Origin of the sequence: Hamadaea sp. NPDC051192, from assembly GCF_040682475.1 — a bacterium.
Lineage (GTDB): Bacteria > Actinomycetota > Actinomycetes > Mycobacteriales > Micromonosporaceae > Hamadaea > Hamadaea flava.
The window spans coordinates 1-19,852 of record NZ_JBFBAZ010000141.1; the positions used below are offsets into that span (position 1 = coordinate 1).

The 19,852-nt window shown below is 71.1% G+C and carries 20 protein-coding genes; 12 read left to right on the forward strand and 8 right to left on the reverse strand.

Translation table 11 applies throughout. From position 1 onward, the window contains the following. Positions 1–52: 52 nt before the first annotated feature. Together AB0M47_RS35420 and AB0M47_RS35425 are read right to left on the reverse strand one after the other, a co-directional pair. Entirely contained in the window at positions 53–790 is a 738-nt protein-coding gene (locus tag AB0M47_RS35420) for a CPBP family intramembrane glutamic endopeptidase (protein ID WP_363421945.1), read from the reverse strand. 104 nt (positions 791–894) lie between these two features. Continuing rightward, complete coding sequence (locus AB0M47_RS35425; protein ID WP_363421947.1) at positions 895–1,467, reverse strand: ABATE domain-containing protein; 573 nt, start codon at positions 1,465–1,467, stop codon at positions 895–897. An 86-nt stretch (positions 1,468–1,553) separates the two neighbouring features. Between AB0M47_RS35425 and AB0M47_RS35430 the strand changes: the two genes are divergently transcribed. The 3 genes from AB0M47_RS35430 (at position 1,554) to AB0M47_RS35440 (ending at position 3,617) form a co-directional block, all read left to right on the forward strand. Continuing rightward, the gene (locus tag AB0M47_RS35430) at positions 1,554–3,017 is read left to right on the forward strand and encodes an alpha/beta fold hydrolase (protein ID WP_363421949.1); all 1,464 of its coding nucleotides are present in this window, start codon (positions 1,554–1,556) and stop codon (positions 3,015–3,017) included. Between the two features lie 70 nt (positions 3,018–3,087). Then, a complete protein-coding gene (locus AB0M47_RS35435; RefSeq protein WP_363421951.1) occupies positions 3,088–3,315 on the forward strand; it encodes a ribbon-helix-helix protein, CopG family in 228 nt (75 codons plus the stop codon). Continuing rightward, the gene (locus AB0M47_RS35440) at positions 3,312–3,617 is read left to right on the forward strand and encodes a hypothetical protein (RefSeq protein ID WP_363421953.1); all 306 of its coding nucleotides are present in this window, start codon (positions 3,312–3,314) and stop codon (positions 3,615–3,617) included. Before AB0M47_RS35435 ends, AB0M47_RS35440 begins: the two co-directional genes overlap by 4 nt. Before the next feature lie 72 nt (positions 3,618–3,689). On the opposite strand, the gene AB0M47_RS35445 is transcribed toward AB0M47_RS35440, so the two are convergent. Continuing rightward, complete coding sequence (locus tag AB0M47_RS35445; RefSeq protein WP_363421955.1) at positions 3,690–7,703, reverse strand: S8 family serine peptidase; 4,014 nt, start codon at positions 7,701–7,703, stop codon at positions 3,690–3,692. A gap of 104 nt (positions 7,704–7,807) precedes the next feature. Between AB0M47_RS35445 and AB0M47_RS35450 the strand changes: the two genes are divergently transcribed. Continuing rightward, entirely contained in the window at positions 7,808–9,367 is a 1,560-nt protein-coding gene (locus AB0M47_RS35450) for a BTAD domain-containing putative transcriptional regulator (protein WP_363421957.1), read from the forward strand. Here AB0M47_RS35450 and AB0M47_RS35455 read toward each other — a convergent pair. After that, positions 9,364–9,864, reverse strand: a complete 501-nt coding sequence (locus tag AB0M47_RS35455; RefSeq protein WP_363421959.1) for an N-acetyltransferase family protein — start codon at positions 9,862–9,864, stop codon at positions 9,364–9,366. The genes AB0M47_RS35450 and AB0M47_RS35455 overlap by 4 nt on opposite strands. Positions 9,865–9,939: 75 nt before the next feature. Here AB0M47_RS35455 and ligD point away from each other — a divergent pair, with 75 nt between their 5' ends. Continuing rightward, the gene (gene ligD, locus AB0M47_RS35460) at positions 9,940–11,556 is read left to right on the forward strand and encodes a non-homologous end-joining DNA ligase (RefSeq protein WP_363421961.1); all 1,617 of its coding nucleotides are present in this window, start codon (positions 9,940–9,942) and stop codon (positions 11,554–11,556) included. Here ligD and AB0M47_RS35465 read toward each other — a convergent pair. Beyond that, complete coding sequence (locus tag AB0M47_RS35465) at positions 11,528–12,034, reverse strand: GNAT family N-acetyltransferase (protein WP_363421963.1); 507 nt, start codon at positions 12,032–12,034, stop codon at positions 11,528–11,530. The genes ligD and AB0M47_RS35465 overlap by 29 nt on opposite strands. Positions 12,035–12,083: 49 nt before the next feature. Between AB0M47_RS35465 and AB0M47_RS35470 the strand changes: the two genes are divergently transcribed. After that, complete coding sequence (locus AB0M47_RS35470) at positions 12,084–12,467, forward strand: MmcQ/YjbR family DNA-binding protein (protein WP_363421964.1); 384 nt, start codon at positions 12,084–12,086, stop codon at positions 12,465–12,467. A gap of 162 nt (positions 12,468–12,629) precedes the next feature. On the opposite strand, the gene AB0M47_RS35475 is transcribed toward AB0M47_RS35470, so the two are convergent. Next, positions 12,630–13,460: an oxidoreductase gene (locus AB0M47_RS35475; protein ID WP_363421966.1), complete on the reverse strand. Its 831-nt coding sequence runs from the start codon at positions 13,458–13,460 to the stop codon at positions 12,630–12,632. A 70-nt stretch (positions 13,461–13,530) separates the two neighbouring features. On the opposite strand from AB0M47_RS35475, the gene AB0M47_RS35480 reads away from it, so the two are divergent. Beyond that, the gene (locus AB0M47_RS35480) at positions 13,531–13,983 is read left to right on the forward strand and encodes a MerR family transcriptional regulator (protein ID WP_363421968.1); all 453 of its coding nucleotides are present in this window, start codon (positions 13,531–13,533) and stop codon (positions 13,981–13,983) included. A gap of 12 nt (positions 13,984–13,995) precedes the next feature. Here the strand turns inward: AB0M47_RS35480 and AB0M47_RS35485 are convergent, their stop codons facing one another. Further along, positions 13,996–14,952, reverse strand: coding sequence for a site-2 protease family protein (locus AB0M47_RS35485; RefSeq protein WP_363421971.1), 957 nt, complete (start codon positions 14,950–14,952; stop codon positions 13,996–13,998). 49 nt (positions 14,953–15,001) lie between these two features. Here AB0M47_RS35485 and AB0M47_RS35490 point away from each other — a divergent pair, with 49 nt between their 5' ends. Genes AB0M47_RS35490 through AB0M47_RS35500 form a run of 3 tightly spaced genes read left to right on the forward strand, consistent with a single transcriptional unit; the run spans position 15,002 to position 17,213 of the window. Further along, a complete protein-coding gene (locus AB0M47_RS35490) occupies positions 15,002–15,952 on the forward strand; it encodes an ATP-dependent DNA ligase (RefSeq protein ID WP_363421973.1) in 951 nt (316 codons plus the stop codon). A 34-nt stretch (positions 15,953–15,986) separates the two neighbouring features. Continuing rightward, positions 15,987–16,583 carry a helix-turn-helix domain-containing protein gene (locus tag AB0M47_RS35495; RefSeq protein WP_363421974.1) on the forward strand — a complete coding sequence of 199 codons (597 nt, stop codon included), beginning with the start codon at positions 15,987–15,989 and terminating at the stop codon, positions 16,581–16,583. 9 nt (positions 16,584–16,592) lie between these two features. Then, positions 16,593–17,213, forward strand: coding sequence for an L-threonylcarbamoyladenylate synthase (locus tag AB0M47_RS35500; RefSeq protein ID WP_363421976.1), 621 nt, complete (start codon positions 16,593–16,595; stop codon positions 17,211–17,213). 6 nt (positions 17,214–17,219) lie between these two features. Here the strand turns inward: AB0M47_RS35500 and AB0M47_RS35505 are convergent, their stop codons facing one another. Beyond that, positions 17,220–17,891 carry a hypothetical protein gene (locus AB0M47_RS35505; RefSeq protein ID WP_363421978.1) on the reverse strand — a complete coding sequence of 224 codons (672 nt, stop codon included), beginning with the start codon at positions 17,889–17,891 and terminating at the stop codon, positions 17,220–17,222. Between the two features lie 209 nt (positions 17,892–18,100). Here AB0M47_RS35505 and AB0M47_RS35510 point away from each other — a divergent pair, with 209 nt between their 5' ends. Both AB0M47_RS35510 and AB0M47_RS35515 read left to right on the forward strand, forming a co-directional pair. Then, a complete protein-coding gene (locus AB0M47_RS35510; protein WP_363421980.1) occupies positions 18,101–18,766 on the forward strand; it encodes a M23 family metallopeptidase in 666 nt (221 codons plus the stop codon). A 198-nt stretch (positions 18,767–18,964) separates the two neighbouring features. After that, entirely contained in the window at positions 18,965–19,612 is a 648-nt protein-coding gene (locus AB0M47_RS35515) for a permease prefix domain 1-containing protein (protein WP_363421982.1), read from the forward strand. Positions 19,613–19,852 lie beyond the last annotated feature (240 nt).

Genomic DNA, 19,852 nt, shown 5'->3' on the forward strand with positions numbered 1-19,852 from the left:
GTCACCGCGACCAGGCCGCCCCGGGCGAGGCTCCGACCGGCGGCCGCCCAGCTCATCCCGCCTGACTTTCCACCCGGGGCATGCTAGTCGCGCGGCTCGCCAGCCAGCCAACCGCGGCCACCGCGCAGGTCGCGGCCAGCAGCGTCATCGGCACGACGGCGCCGGACTCCTCGTCCATGAACAGCAGCATGGCGAGGTTGACCAGGGTGTGGAAGGTCCCGGCCAGCCACAGCCGGTGAGCCCGGACACCGTCCAGCGCGACGCCGAGGACGATCGACATCGACACCGTCGCGACCACGAAGGCGGTGGCGTACGCCCAGCCTTCGGCGAACACCGGCACGTGCCACAATCCCCAGATCAGGCCGACGGCCGTCGACGACGCGAGGACGCCCCACTGCGTACGCACCGCGGGCTGCAGGAAGCAGCGCCAGCCGATCTCCTCGCCACACGCGCCGACGAATTGCGCGACGGCGATCACGAGCAGCGAGTGCTGCGGCATCGTCGGGCTGGCGTCGCCGCCGATCAGGCCGTAGGCGGCGGCCGCACCGGTCACCACCACGACGGCGGTCGCGGCCAGTGCCAGTCCGGTACGCGTACCGCCGCGTCCGCCGAAGGCCCCGGCGAGCAACGCTTTGACTTGAGCGGGCCAGAACAGCACCACGACGGCGACGCCGAGCGCCGGGCCGAACTGGGTGAGCTGAAGGATTTCAGTGGGCAGGCCGGTGGCGGGCTGGACGGCGCCCAGCAGACCGGCGCCGACGAACGCGATGAGGAGGAAGACGATCTTCATGCGATCGACGATGCCGCCCGCGCCGCCTTCGCAGAATGCAGCTGGCTACCCGCTGGGGTGTACCTAGCTGCAGGTGTGCCGGGTCGGCCGGGGAGTGCGGGCGGTCAGCCGTGGTGGCGTTGGTAGTGCCGGGCGACCCGGGCCCGGTTGCCGCAAGTCGCCGGGGAACACCAGCGGCGCTGCGGATGGGCGGGCAGGAACAACAGCCGGCACTGCGCACCCTCGCAACCGCGTACGCGGACGACGGCGGGATCGGTCACCAGGGCCATCGTGGCTTCGGCCAGTTCGGCGAGCAGATCGCGACCGGGTACGCCACTGCGTTCGGTCCGGCGGACGAGCGCGCCGTCCTGCCAGCTCAGCTGGGCGTACGCCGGAGCCGCCCGGACCGCGTCGTTGAGCGCGGCCAGCGCCGCCGGAGCAGGGGCGGTCGAGTGGCGGGCAGCCTCGACGCAGTCGGCGACGTGCGTACGCAGCGTCCGGAGCGCGGCGAGGTTCAGGTCGCCGGGGCGGACGGCGGCCAGGCGGCCGAGGCCGTGCTGGGCGGCGAGCCAGCCGGCAGCCGACGCGGGCTCGCTCAGCAGATCCACCGGTACCCCGTCCGGCCGGGTGGCCAGCGTGTTGACCAGGTCCAACGCGAGCGGCTCCCCGACGAGGGGCGGCGGTGTCGTCTCGATCACACGACTAATGGTACCTCGGCGTCTTGACGCATTAGGTGCAGCGGGTCGAAGATCTAATGCATCACGACGAGAAAGAGGCATTAGCCATGACTGCCCTGGCGATCCCCCCGCAGGTCCACCACCGGTACGCCGACGTCGACGGAGTCACCGTCTTCTACCGCGAGGCCGGGCCGGCCGAAGCCCCCACAGTGCTGCTGTTGCACGGCTTCCCGAGCGCGTCGCATCAGTACCGGCGGCTCATCGAGGCACTGGCCGCCCGCTACCATGTCGTCGCCCCGGACTACCCCGGCTTCGGCTTCACCGAGGCGCCCGCGGACTACGGGTACAGCTTCGACGGGCTGGCCGACACCGTCGAGCGGTTCACCGACGTTCTGGGCCTGCGGCGGTATGCGCTCTACCTGTTCGACTTCGGCGGCCCCGTCGGGCTGCGGCTGGCCGAGCGGCGGCCGGAGCGGGTCACCGGGCTGATCGTGCAGAACGCCAACGCGTACGCCGAAGGCCTGTCGGAGCTGGCCCAGGGCATGATCGCCAACCGGCCGGGCGTGCCCGGGGCCGAGGACCAGGTCCGGGGGATCCTGACCCTCGCGGTGACCCGGGGTCAGTACGAAGGCGGCACCACCGACGTCTCGCTCGTCGACCCGGCCGGCTGGACGCTCGACCAGCACTTCCTCGACCAGCCCGGCCGCGAGCAGGCGCAGATCGCGTTGGCGCTGAACTACTGGAGCAACGTCGAGGCGTACCCGCGGTGGCAGCAGTACCTGCGGGACCACCAGCCCCCGGCGCTCATCCTCTGGGGACGCAACGACGCCTTCTTCCCCGAGGCCGGGGCGTACGCGTACCGCGCCGACCTGCCCGACGCCGAGGTGCACGTGTTCGACACCGGGCACTTCGCGCTGGAGGAGGCGTTGCCCGAGGTGGTGCGGCTGATCGACGGCTTCCTGGCCAAGCTGCCCCGGCGCATCGCGGTCGTCGGCGCGGGCGGACGGCTCGGTGGGGCGGTCGCGCGCGAGGTCGCCGAGCGCGGGCACCGGCTCACTCCGCTGGGACGGTCCACGATGGACGTCACCGATCCGGACTCGATCGCGGCGGCCGTCGCCGGGCACGACGCCGTCGTCGTCGCGATCAAGGGCGACGACTCGCTGGTGCCCCGAGGCGCGAAGGCACTGCTCGACGGGTTGAGCCGGGCGGGCGTACGCCGCCTCGTGTTCGTCGGCGGCGGAGGCAGCCTGCACGACTCGTCGGGACAGCGGTTCGTCGACTCGCCCCGGTTCCCGGCGATCTACCTGCAGACGGCTCGGGATCAAGCCGAGGCCCTGGAGGTGCTGCGCGCGTCGGCTGACCCGGTGAGCTGGACCTACGTCAGCCCGCCCCCGGTCCACCTGGTCGACGGGCCGCGTACGGGTGACTATCTGGTCGAGGCCCGCGACACCCCGATCGTCGGGGCGAGCGGGGAGAGCCGGGTCAGCATCTCGGACTTCGCCGCGGCCGTCGTCGACGCCGCCGAGACCGGCCGGTTCGACCGGCGCCGGGTGACCGTCGCCTACGCCTGACCCACACCTGAGCGGCCGGGGCATGCTCCGGCCGCTCAGCAGCTCATACGATCGTTGGTAGGATGATGGTATGCCCAAGGAGAAGATCTCTGCGACGGTCGATGTGAAGGTCCTGACCGACGCCGATGCCGACGCCCGTGAGCTGGGTCTGAACCGCTCGGAGCTGATCGAGCGCGCGCTGCGCAACGAGCATCTGCGGCTCGCGTTGACGGCCTACACCGCCCGCAGCGTCCCGGCGCTGGGCATCGACGACTACGCGGCCAAGGTCTACGAGGCGAATCGGACGTCCGGTCTGTGATCCGGCCCGGCGACGTCATGCCCCGTGCCGACACCACCAGCGAACTCATGGTCGCGGTGCTGTCCAACTCGATGCACCTGCAGGCCCGCACCGGCCGGGTCGTCTGCTGTCCCTACGTGCCGGGAACCGTCGCGGATGACACCCTTCCGCTGGTCGTCCCGGTACCTGATCCACCGGGGACACTGCTGCCGGAACTGGTGCAGTGGCTTCCGGTGTCCGCGCTCGGCGACCCGTTCGGCAACGTCGGGCCTGCGGCGCTCGAGCAGGCGACGGCCATCGTCGGGGCACTGATCACCAGCTGACCGACCCGCCGAAGCGGCCCGGGGCGCGCGCCGTTGCGCACCCCGGGCCGCCGACTTGACCGGCCGGCCGGTTCAGCGGCGGATCAACTGGTACGCGTCCGGCACCGTCTGCACGACCCGGTTCCCGGCCGTGTCCCATGCCTCCGTACGCAGACTGACCGTACCGGTACCGCTGGGCTGAGCGAGCAGCACGGCGTACTTGCCGTTGCCGAGCGGCACCACGGGAACCGAGGTCCACCGCTTCCCGCCGTCGAAGCTCGCCGACACCTTCATCCCGGCGACTCCCGGCATCCGAGCCGTCGACCCGTCCCGGTACGCCGTCACCGTGAACAGCTGCACCCCCGGCGCGACCGAGCGGTTGAATCCGTCCACGTCGAGGTCGTACCGCAGGAACAGCAGCGGCTCGACGCGGCACTTGTCGACGCAGAGCCCGAGCGCGTTGTGCCCGGCCGGGAGGTCGTTCGCCGTCGGATCGGCGCTCGTGAACGTCCACGTGGTGCTGGACGTCGTCCCGCGCGTACCGGCGACCGGAATCCGGTTCCGGAAGTCCTGGGTCAGCCGATACGTCCGGGTGCCCGCGGGCAACACGTAGAACGGCATCGACCCGGGCTCCGAACCGAGGTACGACTGGGGGAGTTCGGTGTCACCGGCGTACAGATGCCACTCGTCGTGGCCGTTGCTGGGGAACCCTTCCAGGGCCTCCGAATAGGTCGTCAGCTCGCCGGCGTGCCCGTCGCTGTCGGAGGTGAAGGTGAACAACGACAACATGTCGCCGTCCGGGAACAGTCCGGTGTAGCGGCACACCGAGCAGACGACGGCGTACTCCGGGCCCATCGCGAGGACATCGGCGGACTGCGACAGCGTGCCGGGGACGGTGGGCGCCTTGCCCCACGTCTCGGTACGCCGCCCCGGCTTGGCGAACACGTCCTGCGTTGCGAAGTACGAGTACAACGTGTCGACGGTGTGGCCGGAACCCTGCTGCAGCCCCGCCACGGTGTCCATGTTGACGTACCGGTACCAGGTCGCGTCCGTGCCCACCGGCCCGACGTATTCGGTCCGCTCCAGCGGGCCGGCCAGATCGTTGAGCGCGAGGGCGCGGAAGCTGTTGGAGAAGTCGTCGATCGGCAGCTTCACCGGGTAACGCGTCGACCACATCTGCGACTGTCCCACCGGGACGTTCGCATGACTTTCGTGCCGCACCTGCACCAGGTCTTTGGCGCGTACCGGATAGCGCAGGTCAGCCCGGACCTGGTCGGCCTCCAGGTAGGACAGCGAGAACAGCTCCGGAATCGTGGGCTGCGACTCGACGCGTACCGTCGTCTGTCCCTTGGCGACGCGTGCCTTGAGGGCGGCGCCCTCGTCGGCGGTGATCGCCATCATCGGCAGCGGCCAGAGCCCGGGCAGTCCGCCGAGGCCGGGGATGACGCGAGCCCGGCCGGTGTCACTGTAGGCGAACACCGCCGCCGCGCCCTTGGCCAGGGCGAGCCGGTAGGGATCGCTCGGATTCGACGGGTTCGACAGCATCTCGGCCTCGCCGATGTCGAGCAGGACCGCCTTGCCCTGGAGGTTCTTGCCCGCGAAGTCCGCCTCGGTGCCGCGCCCGACGTCGACCAGCCTCAGATCCGTCCGGCCGGACAGTTTGGCCACCAGCACCGAGTAGTCCTGGTACTGCGGGGACAGCCGGAGCGCGCCGGCCGACGCCGTCACCTGCGGTGTGCCCACCTCGTGGCTGTGGTCGTAGTAGAACTTGCCGACGGTGACCTTCTCGGTCGGCGTGACCCACGGCTGCACGTTGTAGGGCATCCAGTTGATCACCCCGAACGGAGCGGTCGCACCGGCCGGGGTGTGCCAGATGTTCGACGTGGCCCCGTAGTTCTCGGCCGGCCGGCCCGTGTCGAGCACGATTCTCTTGGCCTGGTTGGTGTCCAGCGTGACGGTCGTGTCAGCGGTCAGCTCGACCTGCGGATCGACCAGCGTCGCCGAGTTGTTGTACGCCCCCGGCAGATCCGCCCAGACCACTCCGGTGCTGACGTCGTACACACCCTTGTCCAGGTGGGCCGACGCGCCGGGGGCGAGGAAGACCCAGTCGCCGTCCGGGCTGTCCGTCCGCCGGATCACCACCGGGGTCAGGACGGTCGCGGCGGCGGTCGCGGGCTCGATCACCTGGGTGGTGAGTTCGAAGCCCTCCGGCTCCTTGTACGCGCCGACCGGGACGCGCAGCGAGACGCCGGGCGCCGTGGCGGTCACCGCGCCGGAGTAGGCGCTGGGCGTACCCATGGTCGGATCGAGGGTGAGCACCGCGTCGCCGACGCCGCCCGCCGGAATCTCCAGAGTGGAGGGTGAGACCTGCAGCATGCCCGCGGGCGCCGCCTCACCGGCACTGGTCTTCAGCGAGACGCCGAGCGTGAGCGTGACCGCGGTCGTGCCGGTGTTGCGATAGGACACCGTACGCGAGACCGCCGGGCCGTTCTGCGGATAGCGCAGCCGGCCGAAGTCGGCCTGCGAGGTGGCGGCGACGACCGAAGCGCCCACCGCCGCCGCGACGTCCACCCGGCCCGCGCCCTGCTCGTACGCCGAGTAGCCGCCGTCGGAGCTGGTGCTGGTGAGCGCGGCCTTGAGCTGCGTGGGCGTCCAGTCGGGATGCCGCTGAGCCAGGATCGCGGCGGCCCCGGCGACGTGCGGAGCGGCCATCGAGGTGCCGGAGAGCGAGGTGTACGCGTCGTTGCCGACGTCGCCGCCGAGGTTCGTGCCGGCCGCTCGCGCCGCTGCGATGGCGACGCCCGGCGCGGCGATGTCCGGCTTGAGGGCGTAGTTGCCCGTCAGCGGGCCACGACTGGAGAAGTCGGCGAGGTGGTCCTGCTTGTCGAAGGCCGCCACGGTCAGTGCGGACGCGGCCGCGCCAGGCGCGGTGACCGTCCGGCCGCCCGGACCGCTGTTGCCGGCGGCGATCACGAACAGCGCCCCGGTGCTCGCGGTCAGCTCGTCGACGGCGAGGCTCATCGGGTCGGTGCCGTCGCCGGGGGAGCTGCTGCCGATGCTCATGTTGACGACGTCGGCGTCCTCGGTGACGGCCGCCCACTCCATGCCCTCGAGAATCCAGGACGTCTCACCGGACCCGGCGTCGTTCAGCACCTTGCCCACGGCGAGCTGAGCGCCGGGCGCCACGCCCTTGTACCGGCCGCCCGAGGCCGCGCCGGAGCCCAGCACGATCGACGACACGTGGGTGCCGTGCCCGTGACCGTCGGCTGTGGACGTCACGCCGGGAATGAAGCTCTTGCTGTCGATGGTCTTCCCGGCGAAGTCGGGATGCGTCGCGTCGAGGCCGGTGTCGAGCACCGCGACCTTGACCCCGGCGCCGTCGAAGCCGGCGGCCCAGGCCTGCGGCGCGCCGATCAGCGGGACGCTGACGTCCAGCGAGGCGCTGACCTTGGCGTCGAGCCAGATGTTGGTCAGCCCGCCGGACAGGGCCGGCTTCGCCGACGGCCGGACCGCCGACCAGAACGCGACCGCGTCCTTCTTGGTCACACCCGTGGCCGCGCCGTTGATGCCGGTGAGCGCCCGGGGCGATCTGCCCGCCGGCAGCCGGTTCGCCCGGACCAGCAGGTCGGACTTGGCCTTCGATCGGGCCGTCGCGGTCTTCACCGGTGCGGTGCGCCCGTAGGACACGATGACCGGCAGGGTGGCGGTGGCCGCGTCGGCGTACCCCTGATCCACCAGGCCCCGGACGTCGAAGAGGCGGCGGTCGAGCTTCCCGGCGGCGACGAGGTCCAGCGCGTCGGACGGAAGCACATAGACATGCTCGGAGTCGACGAGCGTCTGCACGGTCACGGCACGCCCGTCGGCCCGCGCGGCGAGCCGCACCTGAGTCTGGTACTGACCGGCGGCGGAGCGGCTGAGCCGCACGGTGTCGCCGGTGATGAGGGTCAGGGTCTGCACCTGCTGCCGGGCGGCCCCGGCCAGCTTGTCCAGCCCCGGCACCGGTACGGAAGAGGGCGAGCCCGCTGCCGGCTCGCCCCGCCGCCGATCGCGAGGACGACGGCCGTCGCGTACGCGACCGCCATCCGCCGGCGCGACCGGTGATTCCACTGTGGGGGATACATGCGGACACCTTGCGGCCTGCGGCCCACCGGGCACTTGCCACCCGCTTGACGGGCGCTTGACAGGCAGCATGATCCGGCTAGCGTTCGTTCGTGGAGTTCTCCCTACTCGGCCCGGTGGACTGCACCGTCGCCGGAACTCCGGTTCCCCTCGGCCGCCCGCAGGAACGCTGCCTGCTGGCGGTCCTCGCGGTCGAACTCGGACGGGTCGTGCCGCTCGACCGCCTCGTCGAGCTGCTCTGGGACGACGAGCCCCCGGAGCGGGCGCGATCCATCGTGCACACGCATATCTCGCGGCTCCGGTCCACATTGCGCACCGCCGGGGCCGAGGCGCACGGCGTACGGCTGGTGACGCGGGGGCCGGGATATCTGCTCGACGCTCCACCCGACCGGGTGGACCTTCATCGTTTCCAGCGGCGGGTCCTCCAGGCTCGCGAGGCCATGCAGGCGGGCGACGCCGCCGCCGCGGCCGACGGGCTCGCCGTCGCGTTGGCGTGGTGGCGGGGACCGGCGCTGGCCGACGTCGCGACCCAGCGCGTCCGCGAACGGATCTGCGTCGGGCTGGACGAGCTGCGGACCACGGCGACCGAGGACCGGATCGAGGCCGATCTCGCCCTCGGCCGGCATCGCGAGGTGATCGGCGAACTCACCGCGCTGGCCGCTCAGCGTCCGCTGCGGGAGCGGTCCGTCGGCCTGCTCATGCTCGCGCTCTACCGGTCCGGCCAGCAGGCGCAGGCGCTGGAACGCTTCCGGGCCGCGCGCAGAATGCTCATCGACGACCTCGGCATCGAACCCGGGCCGGACCTGCGGCGGCTGGAGCAGGCGATCCTCAGCCACGACCCGTCGCTCGGCATCGGCTCGCCGCCGCTCGCCCCGCCGTCCTCCGCCCCGGCCGTCGCGGCGCCGGCTTCGGTGTGGCGCGGCCCGCGCTCCCACTTGACCAGCATCGTGGGGCACTCGTACGCCGTCACCGCCGAGTTCTACGACCTGCTGCAGGCCGCCGAGTTCCGCCGCCTCGCCGAGCGGCTGCTCGGGCGCTGGCTGGGTACGCCGACCGTCGGCATCCTCGATGTCGGGGCGGGGACCGGGCTGGCCACCGCTCTCCTGGCGGAGCGGGCCGGGGTCGTCGTGCACGCCGTCGAGCCCAGCGCCCCCATGCGCGCCGTTCTGCTCAGCCGGTTGGCCGAGATGCCGCACCTGCTGGACCGCGTCCGGGTTCATGCGATGGGCGTACAAGATGTGGGATTGACGGCGGTGGCTGACTTCGCGTGGTGCGTGAACACCATGGCGTGCCTGGACCCGGTGGAGCGGGCCGAGGTGCTGGCGGCGATCCGCGTGGCGCTGGTGCCCGGCGGGCGGCTGGTGGTGCAGCGGCCGCCGCACCGCCTGGAACCGCCCTGGGAGCTGCCGTCCCGGCGGCTCGGCGACGACCGATACACCGGGCAGGTGACCTGCGCGGACGCCGGGCCGGACCGGGCGCGCTGGCGGTTCACCTACCGCGTGACCCACGACGACCGGCTCGTACGCGAGGCGCGCGAGAGCTTCGAGGTGCACCTAGCTGAGCCGGCGGCGTTCACCGGCGAGCTGCGGGCGGCCGGGTTCGACCCGATCGCGCAGGACGAGCCGGAGATCGTGATCGCCCGAGCCGGCTAAACCCCGGCGACGCGGCTGCGCCGTTCGAGGAGCAGGACGTCCCGCCACCCGCGTACGCCGTGCCGCCCCACCCGCTCCCGAGTGCCGATCACCCGGAAGCCGGCGCGTTCGTGCAACCGGAGGCTGGCGGTGTTCTCCGGGAAGACCCCGGACTGGATGGTCCAGATCCCGGCCGCCTCGGTCGACTCGAACAACGCCGTGAGCAGCGCGATCCCGACGCCGTTGCCGCGCGCGGCGGAGTCGACGTAGACCGAGTGCTCCACGACTCCGGCGTACACCGGGCGGGCGGAGACCGCGGAGACGGCGACCCAGCCGACGATGCGCCCGGACAGCTCGGCGACGTGCCGGTGCTCAGGCAGCCGACTCGCGTCGAAACGCTCCCAGCTGGGAGCGTCGATCTCGAAGCTGGCCTGGCCGGTGTCCAGCCCCGCCTGGTAGATGCGCAGGACGTCGTCGGCGTCCGCCGGGGTCATGGCTCGGATCATGTGATCACCCATGTTCCCGCAGCCTGCCGCGTACGCGGTCACGCTGTCAACGCGTTTGACGCGTAGATCACTGGGTAGAACCGGTGCGTGCCGTCGTCGCGATCCGCTCCGGTTGAGAGGAAGCGCGAGAAGCTTGCGCCTTACCGCCGCAAGCGGGACTTCGCGCGTACGCCTGAGCCGTCGGGCGAGGCACGCGGGCGCGATCAGGCCGCCGGTCTGCGGTTCGTCGTCCAGCGCCACCGGGCCCGCAACCTGCACTACGACTTCCGGCTGGAGATCGACGGAGTCGGCGTGAGCTGGGCCGTCCCCAAGGGACCGACGCAGGACCCGGGCGTACGCCGTGCCGCCTTCCACGTCGAGGACCACCCGCTGGAGTACTTCGACTTCGAGGGCGTCATCCCACGCGGGGAGTACGGCGGCGGCGACGTGATCGTCTGGGACGCCGGCACCTGGGAGCCCGCCAAGGAGGAGAACCCGGGTCAGGCCGTGGCCGACGGGGAGCTGCACGTCGACCTCCACGGCGAGAAGCTGCACGGCCGGTTCGTGCTGGTGCGTACGAAGACCGGCGCGTCGGGCAAGGAAGAGTGGCTGCTGCTGAAGAAGCGGGACGACGACGCGGTCAAGGGCTGGAATCCGGAGGACCATCCGAAGTCGGTCCGCTCCGGACGGACGAACGACCAGGTCAAAGCCGATCCGGACAAGATGTGGCGGTCTGGTGAGCCGATCGCCCGGGCGGCCGTCCCGCTCAAGACGTCGCCGGTGACGGCGGACGAACTGGCGGCGTTGGACGCCCTGGGCTCAGCGGGCCAGTGGGACGTCTTCGGGCGTACGCTCAAAGTCACCAACCTGGACAAGGTCCTGTTCCCGGCGCTGGGGCGGCAGAAGCCGGTGACGAAGCGGGATCTGCTCCGCTACACCGCCGAGATCGCGCCGATCGCGTTGCCCTACCTCACCGGCCGGGCGATGAACCTCCATCGCTATCCCAACGGGGCTGACAGCAAAGGCTTCTGGCACAAGCAACTGCCCGACCACGCGCCGGAGTGGCTGCCGCGCTGGGAGAACCCCGACGCCGATCCCGGTGAGACGACGACCTATCTCGTGGTGGACGAGGCGGCCGCGCTGGTCTGGGCGGCCAACTACGGCGGGCTCGAATGGCATGCCTGGACCTCCCGGGTCGACGAACCCGACCGGCCCACGTACGCCCTGATCGACCTCGACCCGGGCGAGAAGACGAGCTGGGCCGACTTGGTCATGCTGGCCAAACTGCATCGGGACGCCCTGGAGCACCTCGGCGTGACCGGGCGCCCGAAACTGAGCGGCCGCCGGGGCATCCAGATCTGGGTGCCGATCCGCCCGGGGCCGACCTATGACGACACTCGGGCCTGGGTCGAGCAGCTCTCGAAGACCGTCGGCGCGCTCGTGCCCGACCTCGTCAGCTTCAAATGGCAGAAGGACGACCGAGGCGGGCTGGCCCGGCTGGACTACACCCAGAACGCGATCAACAAGACCCTGGTCGCGCCCTACAGCCCGCGTCCGGCGGCGGGAGCGCCGGTGTCGACCCCGATCGACTGGGACGAGCTGGACGACAAGCGGCTGCGGCCGGACAAGTTCACCATCCGGACGCTGCCGAAACGGTTGGCGGAGAAGGGTGATCTGTTCGCCGACGTGCTCACCTTCACCCAGCGACTGCCGAAGTTCCGCTGACGACCTTGCTGTAGCGGTGGCAGGGGACCGCGAGCGTTCCGGCCGCGACCTCGGCCTGGTAGGCGACCATGCCGTCGTCGCTCCAGCCGCATCGCTCGTAGAAGCGGCGAGCCCGATGATTGCCGTCCACCACGGCGAGCCACGCCCGATCGTGGCCGCTCGCAGCCACCTGGCGCTCCGCCTCGGCCAGCAGACTCGCGGCGACCCCGCCGCCACGATGGGTCGCGGACACGTAGACCTGCTCCACCTCGTCGGCGACGACCATCACGAACCCGGCGACCTCGCCTGCCGCGTTCACCGCCACCGTCGTGGCCGCCACCCGGTCGCCGGCCCGCCGGCGGAACGCTTCGGGAGTGCGTACGGCGACGAGTTCGTCGGGGACGTTGCCGAGATGGCCGTCGGCCCAGCCCTTGATCCAGATCTCCGCCACCGTGGCGGCGTCCTCAGCTCGGGCGGGTCGGATCGCGTACGCCGGCATCGACCGACCATAACAAGGAATGTCGGTGGTGGCCGGTAGCTTCGGATTCGTGAGCGCGCCTGGTGACGTCCCCGAGGAGATCCTGCTCCGGCTGCGGGCGATCTGCCGTGCCCTGCCCGAGACCTACGAGGAACCGGCCTGGATCGGCGTCCGCTGGCGGATCCGGCAACGGACCGTCGCGCACGTCTACCTCCGGGACGCCGAGGACGATTGCGTGATGACCTTCCGGGCGCCGGGCGAGGAGATCGTCGCCCTGGTCCAGAGTGGACAATCGTTCTACCGGGCGGACTGGGGCGACAACGTCGTGGGCATGGTCTTCACCGACGACGTCGACTGGATCGAGGTCGCCGAGCTGCTCACCGAGAGCTACCGGCTCATGGCGCCGAAGCGGCTCGCCGCCCTCGTCGACGGGCCGCCGATCATCGCCGACTGAGCGCGGCCCGCGCCTACCGCGCGGCCCGCGTTACCTGCCGCGTTGCACCTGCCGCGTTGCACCCGCCGCGCCGGGCCGCGCTACCTGCCGCGTTGCACCCGCCGCGCCGCGCGACAACTACGGCCGGCGCAACGTGGCAGGTGCAAGAAGCCGGTCCCGGGGCTACAGGTCGGTCGCCAGGGCGACGTGCTTCCACTGCTCCAGTTCGCGCCGGACCAGGTCGAGCTTCGCCTCGATCCGGGCGATCGCGTCGGCCCCGAGCTGCAGGCGCAACGGCGGCTCGGCCACCTCGGTCACGTCGATGATGGCGTTGGCCGCCTTCACCGGGTCGCCGGCCTGCTTGCCGTCGTTCGAGCCCATGCTCTGCCGGACCGGTCCCGCGCCCGCCTCGTAGTCGGCGATCGTCGCGGGTTCGGTCCGCAGGCTCGCGGGGTTGAGGAAGTCGGTGCGGAAGCCGCCCGGTTCCACGATCGTCACGCGTACGCCGAGCGGCGCGAGTTCACCCTGCAACGCCTCGGAGAGGGCTTCGACGGCGAACTTCGTCGCACCATAGAGGCCGACGCCGGGCGCGGTGGCGAAGCCGCCGACCGAGCTGAGGTTGAGCACGTGCCCGGAGCGCTGCGCCCGGAGCACCGGCAGGGTCGCCTTGAGCGTGTTGATCACACCGAACACGTTCACGTCGAACAGGTCGCGGGCGGCCTCGTCGGAGACCTCCTCGACCGCGCCGACCAGGCCGTAGCCGGCGTTGTTGACGACGACGTCGAGGCGGCCGAAGCGTTCGACGGTCGCCTCGACGGCGGCCCGGAGCTGCGCTGGGTCGGTGACGTCGGCGGTCAGGGCCAGCAGGTTCGCCGGTACCTCCGGGTACGCCTTGGCCACCGCGGCGGCGTCCCGGGCGGTCGCGGCGACCTGGTGTCCCCGGTCGAGGGCGGCGCGGACGATCTCGGCGCCGAGCCCGCGGGACGCACCGGTGACGAAGAAGACTTTGCTCATGTGCCGAAGGTAGAAGCTAGAGTCGGCTCTAGATCAAGCACGAATCGCCACCGATGTGACAGGGGTCGCAATGGATCTGACCATCGGCGAGGTCGCCGAGCGCAGCGGGCTCAGCGTCCACGCGCTGCGGTTCTACGAGAAGGAGGGGTTGTTCGCCAACCCCGTCCGCCGCACGGCCACCGGCCGCCGCGTCTACCACGAGGAAGACGTGGAATGGCTCGCCGTATGCACGAAGCTGCGCTCCTCCGGGATGTCGCTGGCGGCGATCCGGCAGTACGTCGAGCTGGCTCGGCAGGGCGCCGGCAACGAGAAGGAGCGCCTCAGCCTGCTCCGGGCGCACGAGGAGCAGGTACTGGCGCAGATCCGCGAGCTCACCGAGTGCCTGTCCGTCATCCGGTACAAGGTCGGGATCTACGAGTCCGCGCTCGATCGCGGCGAGGCCAACGAGCTGTGGAACCCTTCGCACACCGAGCCGGTCGGCCTCACCGGCACGACAGAAGACTGCCACCGCGCCGCTGCGTGAGCAGAACCCGCCCTAGAACCAGCCGCGCCAGAACTGGAAGATCTGGTAGCCGTAGTAGATGCCGTTGACCGGTGTGCCCGAGCTCTCGGTGATCCAGAGCGTCAGGTCGCCGAAGCCTTGGCGTACCGGGGGCAGGTAGAGCAGCAGGAAGACCACGAGTAGCCCGAATGGGCGGATCTTGCGGCCGATCTCCTGTACGCGTTCGGGCAGATAGTGCTCGATCATCCCGTACCCGTCGAGGCCCGGGATCGGCAGCAGGTTCAACGCCGCGCTCGCCACCTGCAGGTACGCCAGCAGGGTCAACCCGGCCCAGAAGACCGCGTGCGGCTCGCCGAGGTCGTAGATCCCATCCGGGCCGAGCACCGCGAGCACCGTGAGCAGCACGCCTGCTGCGACGATGTTCACCGCCGGGCCCGCCATCGAGACCAGGGCGTCCCGGTGCCGGCTGCGCAGCCGGTCCGATTCGACCTGCACCGCCCCGCCCGGCAGCGGCAGACCGCCCGTGAGCAGCGCGAACAACGGCAGAAGGAAGGTCAGCACCGGGTGGCCGTACTTCAGCGGGTTCAGCCGCAGATAGCCCTTCTCCACGATGGTGTCGTCGCCGCCCCGGTGCGCGACCAGGGCGTGGGCGTACTCGTGGAGGCACAGCGTGACGAGCCAGCCGGTCAGGATGAAGGTGAACACGGCGGCCTGGCGCGGCACGACGCCCGACCACATCGCCCAGCCGCTCGCCCCGGCCAGCGCCACGAGCAGCAGGAACAGCCACGACACCCCCGCGCGCGACACCCCGGCGCGCGACACCCCGGCGGGCCGACGGCGTACCCGGGGGATGCGGCGCAGCGCGCGCCGGCGCTCCCGGGCCACGTCCGCCTCGATGGCGCGGGCGCGTTCGTCCCAGCCGCCCTCGGCCGCGAGCCGCTGCAGCGGATCGTCGAGCGGCTCGAGGTAGTCCTCCCCAGCGTCGGTCACGAGGCGTGAGGCTACCCCAAATGTCTGGGGTTCTGGTTACCCTCGGGACATGGGCGAGGAGCGGGCCGGCGTCGCGCTGACCAACCTGGACCAGTCCCTGTTCGAGGGGGCCGAGGCGACCAAGCGCGACCTCGTGGACTACCTGGACGCGGTGCGCGAGCGCATTCTGCCCGTGCTGCGGGACCGGCCACTGTCGGTGATCCGGGTGCTACGCGGCCAGAAACCGTTCATGCAGAAGAACGTCCCCAAGTACACGCCCGACTGGGTGAAGACCGTGTCGCTGTGGGCGGAGTCGTCGCATCGCGAGGTGTCCTACGCGCTCTGCAACGACCGTCAGACCCTGTTGTGGTTCGCCAATCAACGTGCGGTCGAATACCACCCGACGCTCGTCGTGGCGGAGCGCTGGGCGTACCCGTCGCATTTGATCCTGGATCTGGACCCGCCGGAAGGCGGCGGCTTCGCGCGGGCGGTGACCGCCGCGCATCTGGTCCGCGCGGTGCTGGAGCAGGCCGGGATGGCCGGCGCGGTGAAGACCAGCGGGGCCAAGGGGGTGCACGTGTTCGTGCCCCTCGACGGCGAGACGGGCGCGGAGGACGTCGCGGCGGCCACCCGGGCGGTCGCGGCCCGTGCGGAACGGCTCGACCCCGAGGTGGCGACGACCGCGTTCATCCGCGAGGACCGCGCGGGCAAGGTCTTCCTCGACTCGACCCGCGCGGGTGGGGCCACTGTGGTCGCGGCCTACAGTCCGCGACTTCGCCCTGGTACGCCGGTCTCGTTCCCGGTGCCCTGGGCCGACCTCGATCGGGTGACCCCGGCGGACTTCACGGTACGCACGGCGCTCCCGCTGCTGGCCGACGCCGATCCGTGGGCCGAACTGATGCCGCCGCCGCAGCAGCTGGACCCGGGGCTGGTCGAGGAGGGGCACACCATTCCGATCGCCCGAGTGCAGGCGATGCACGAGGGAAAGCGGCGCGCCCGAGCCAAGCGCGAGGCATCCTGAGCCTTTTCCGAGGTTGTTGGACTACAGTCCGGTTATGCCTCAGGAGGCGGACCTTCTCGCGGCGCGTACGCCCGCCCGCGCCGAGCGGGCCGACGCCGCCCGTAATCGCCGGGCGGTGCTCGACGCGGCCGCGGTCCTGTTCCGCGAACGCGGCGCGGAGTCCGTGACGATGGACGAGGTCGCCGCCAAGGCCGGCGTCGGCAAAGGCACCCTGTTCCGCCGGTTCGGCGACAAGTCCGGGCTGGCCATGGCGGTGCTGGACGAGGCGGAACGGGAGTTGCAGGAGCGCATCCTGTCCGGCCCCGCGCCGCTCGGCCCGGGTGCCGCGCCAGGTCCCCGGCTGGTCGCGTTCGCCGGGGCGTACCTGGACTTCCTGCTGGCCAACCTGGAGGTCGTCCGGATGTCGGAGGCCGCCTCGCCGGGCGCCCGCTACCGCATCGGGGCGTACCGCTTCTGGCATCTGCACGCCCGAATCCTGCTCGAAGGCACTCCGGATCCCGATTTCGCCGCGCACGCCCTGCTCGCGGCGTTGTCCGCCGTCCACGTGTCGGCGCTCCTCACGGAGATCGGCGAAGGGCGCGTACGCGAAGGTGTGGCCAGACTCGCCCGCTCCCTCTTCCTGCGCTCGTAAGCTTCGGGTGTGGCGAAGTACTTCGACGTTCATCCGGACAACCCCCAACCCCGGGCCATCCGGCAGGTCGTGGACCTGCTGAAGGAGGACGCGCTCATCGCGTACCCGACCGACTCGTGCTATGCGCTGGGCATTCAGCTCGGCAACCGGCCCGGCCTGGAGCGGATCAAGGAGATCCGGCGGCTCGACGACCGGCACCACTTCACCCTCGTCTGCCGCGACTTCGCCCAGCTCGGCCAATTCGTGAAGATCAGCAACTCGGTGTTCCGCCTGGTCAAGGCGACCACCCCGGGCAGCTACACGTTCATCCTCCCGGCGACGAAGGAAGTGCCGCGGCGGCTCATGCACCCGAAGAAGCAGACCGTGGGCGTACGCATCCCGGACCACCGGGTCGCCCAGGCGCTGCTGGAGGAGCTGGGCGAGCCGATCCTGTCCAGCACCCTGCTGCTGCCGGGCGAGGAGGAGCCGATGACCCAGGGCTGGGAGATCAAGGATCAGCTCGACCATCAGATCGACGCGATCATCGACTCCGGCGACTGCGGGACCGAACCGACCACAGTGGTGGATCTGTCCGGCGACGAGCCCGAGATCCTCCGGTACGGCGCCGGCGATCCGGCCCGCTTCGAATAGCAGCTCTTAAGACAGCAGCGTGGTGACGACCTTCGTCGCCGCGCTCTCGTGTTCGGCGTACGCGTCCGGGTATGCCGACACCTGAACCGCCTGGGCGGCGACGGTGAGCGCCATCGTCGCCCAGCCGTCGACCCGCTGGAGCGCTTGATAGAACGCCTTCGCCGCGTACGCCGGGTCCATGATCTCGGCGACGGTGCCCCACCCGGCGCTGGGCCGCTGCTGGAACAGGCCGATCGAGTCATGATCGGACCCGTCGCTGTCGTGGTCGTAGTCATAGGACTCGGGTAACGCTGTGCTCGCGAGGTTGTAGAGGGCGCTCTCCTGCATCGCCGTCGCCACCGCGATGATCATCGCGCGCTGGGACAGCCCGAGATCGAGACCGACCTCGACGATGGTGCGGGCGTTCGCCAGCTGCATTTCGTCGAGTCCCAACGCTTGTTCATCTGCGGCTTCGCTTGCGGCTTTACTTGCGGAGACCGCGGCGGTGACGCTCGCGGGAATCGGATCGGTGCCGGCGGCGGCTGCGGGGGCGGCGTACGCGGCGGTGGTTCCGGTCACGACGATGGCCATCGCCACGGCCCGCGTCCACAGTGCTTTCTTCGGGGCGGTCGGGAACGTGGCGGCCTTCTTCGGGGATGTCGGGGAGGTGGCGGCTCTCTTCCGGGTTGTCAGGTACACAGCGGCTCTCTTCGGGGCTATCGGCGACGTAGCAGCTCGCTTCGGGGTTGTCGGGGACATGGCGACGACCGTAGTCAGCCGGAGCGCCGGTCGACTACCCCTCGGATGGCCTCTGAGCTGGGAAAACGCGAGACTATGAGGACTCTTTGAGCGGATCTTGATCTGGCGCGGTGACGGTTGCCCGGTTCGAAAGATCTAGGAGGACCACTGTGATTCGCGCCCCGCTCGCCCGCATCGCCGCCGGCGCCATCACCGGCGTCCTCATCTCCGTCGGGACCACCGGCGTAGCCCAGGCCGCCGTCGACCGCGTCGCCACCCGTGCGGCTGCCGACGGGACCACCGTGGACTCCTCGGAGATCGTCACGGCGACGCCCTCCCCGTCCTCGTCGGCCAGTGTCAGCGCGTCGGCCGGAGCCTCCAGTAGTACTACCGACGGTGCGTCCAGCAGTACCTCCAGCGGCGCTTCCGGCTCGGCGGCCAAATGGGCGAATCCGTTGCCCGGAGCCGAGATCACCTCCTGCTACGGCTCCCGCTGGGGCACCGTCCACGAAGGCATCGACTTCGCGGCCGCCGAGAACACCCCCGAGCACGCCGTCGCGGCCGGAACCATCGTCGCCGCCGGATGGAACTACTCCGGGTACGGCATCTCCGTCCTCATCGATCACGGCAACGGCCTGTACACGCACTACGCGCACATGAACAAGGCGGCCGTCACGGTCGGCCAGAAGGTCGCCGCGGGCGACATCATCGGCTACGAAGGATCCACTGGCGACTCGACCGGCCCCCACCTGCACTTCGAGGTCTGGCAGGGGATGTGGAACCAGATCGACCCCGCCGACTGGCTGGCCGCGCGCGGCATCGAGACCGGCTGCTGAAGGTTCTCCCCGATAGCGGCGGCCCGCTGAGGGTTCTCCCCGGTGGTGGCGGTCCGCTGGGGGTTTCCTCGATGGCGGCGGCCCGCTGGGGCGTTTTTCTCGATGGCGGCGGCCTGCAGGGGTTCTGCTCGACGGCGGCGGCCCGCTGAGGGTTCTCCCCGATGGCGGCGGCGCGGTCGGGCCGCGAGACTGAGGGACGTGGCCAGTGCTGTCGATGACTACGTCCACGCGCTCGCCGGACGGCTCCGCGGCCCCGGGCGACTCCGGGACGGCATGCTCACCGAGGTACGCGAGGCGCTGACCGACGCGGCGGACGCCTATCGCGACGCCGGTCTCACCGCGACAGAGGCGGAGGACCGCGCGGTCGCCGAGTTCGGCCCGGTCCGGGCGCTCGCCCCGCAGTTCCAGGAGGTGCTGGCAGCGGCCCGGGGACGGCGTACGGCGTGGCTGCTCCTGATCGTGCTGGGCGTCCACCATGGACTCGCCGAGCTGATCGGCCGGACCGGCGCCTGGCAACAGGACTGGGGTTCGGCCGAACCGAGCGCGCTCTACCTCGGATTCGCGCGATTCACCGACTTCTTCGTCCAGGCCGCGCTGGCGGCAGCGATCGCGGCGGTCGTCGCGATGGGCTGGGGCACGCGCCGCCTCGGCCTCCGGCCCACCCTCGTACGCACCACCGCAGCCGTCGCCGCGATCGCCGTCCTGGGCACTCTCACCGCCGGTACGCTGCTCACCCTGTCCGCCCCAGGCGGCTCGGCGGTGGGGGAGTTGCTGTGGGCCGCGCCGTTCGCGGCCGTGCTGGTTTCGGCCCGGCGCACCTGGTACGCCGCCCGCCTCGCCTCCTGACGCCGCCGGCTCGTTCTCCCCGCGCCCGCACTCCTCGCGCCCGCTCCCTTCGCTGGCGGGCGCCTTCGCTGGCGGCGCGCCTTCTCTGGCGGCGGGCTCTCTTTGGCGGCGCGCTTTCTTTGGCGCCAGATCAGGGATATGCCTGGAATCTTGGGCTCTCCACCGACATGTGTGGGTAGCTGATGTGTCGTAACGCAGCGCACGCCGTTGCTGCTCCTACGTTCTGAGGTGTCTAGATCT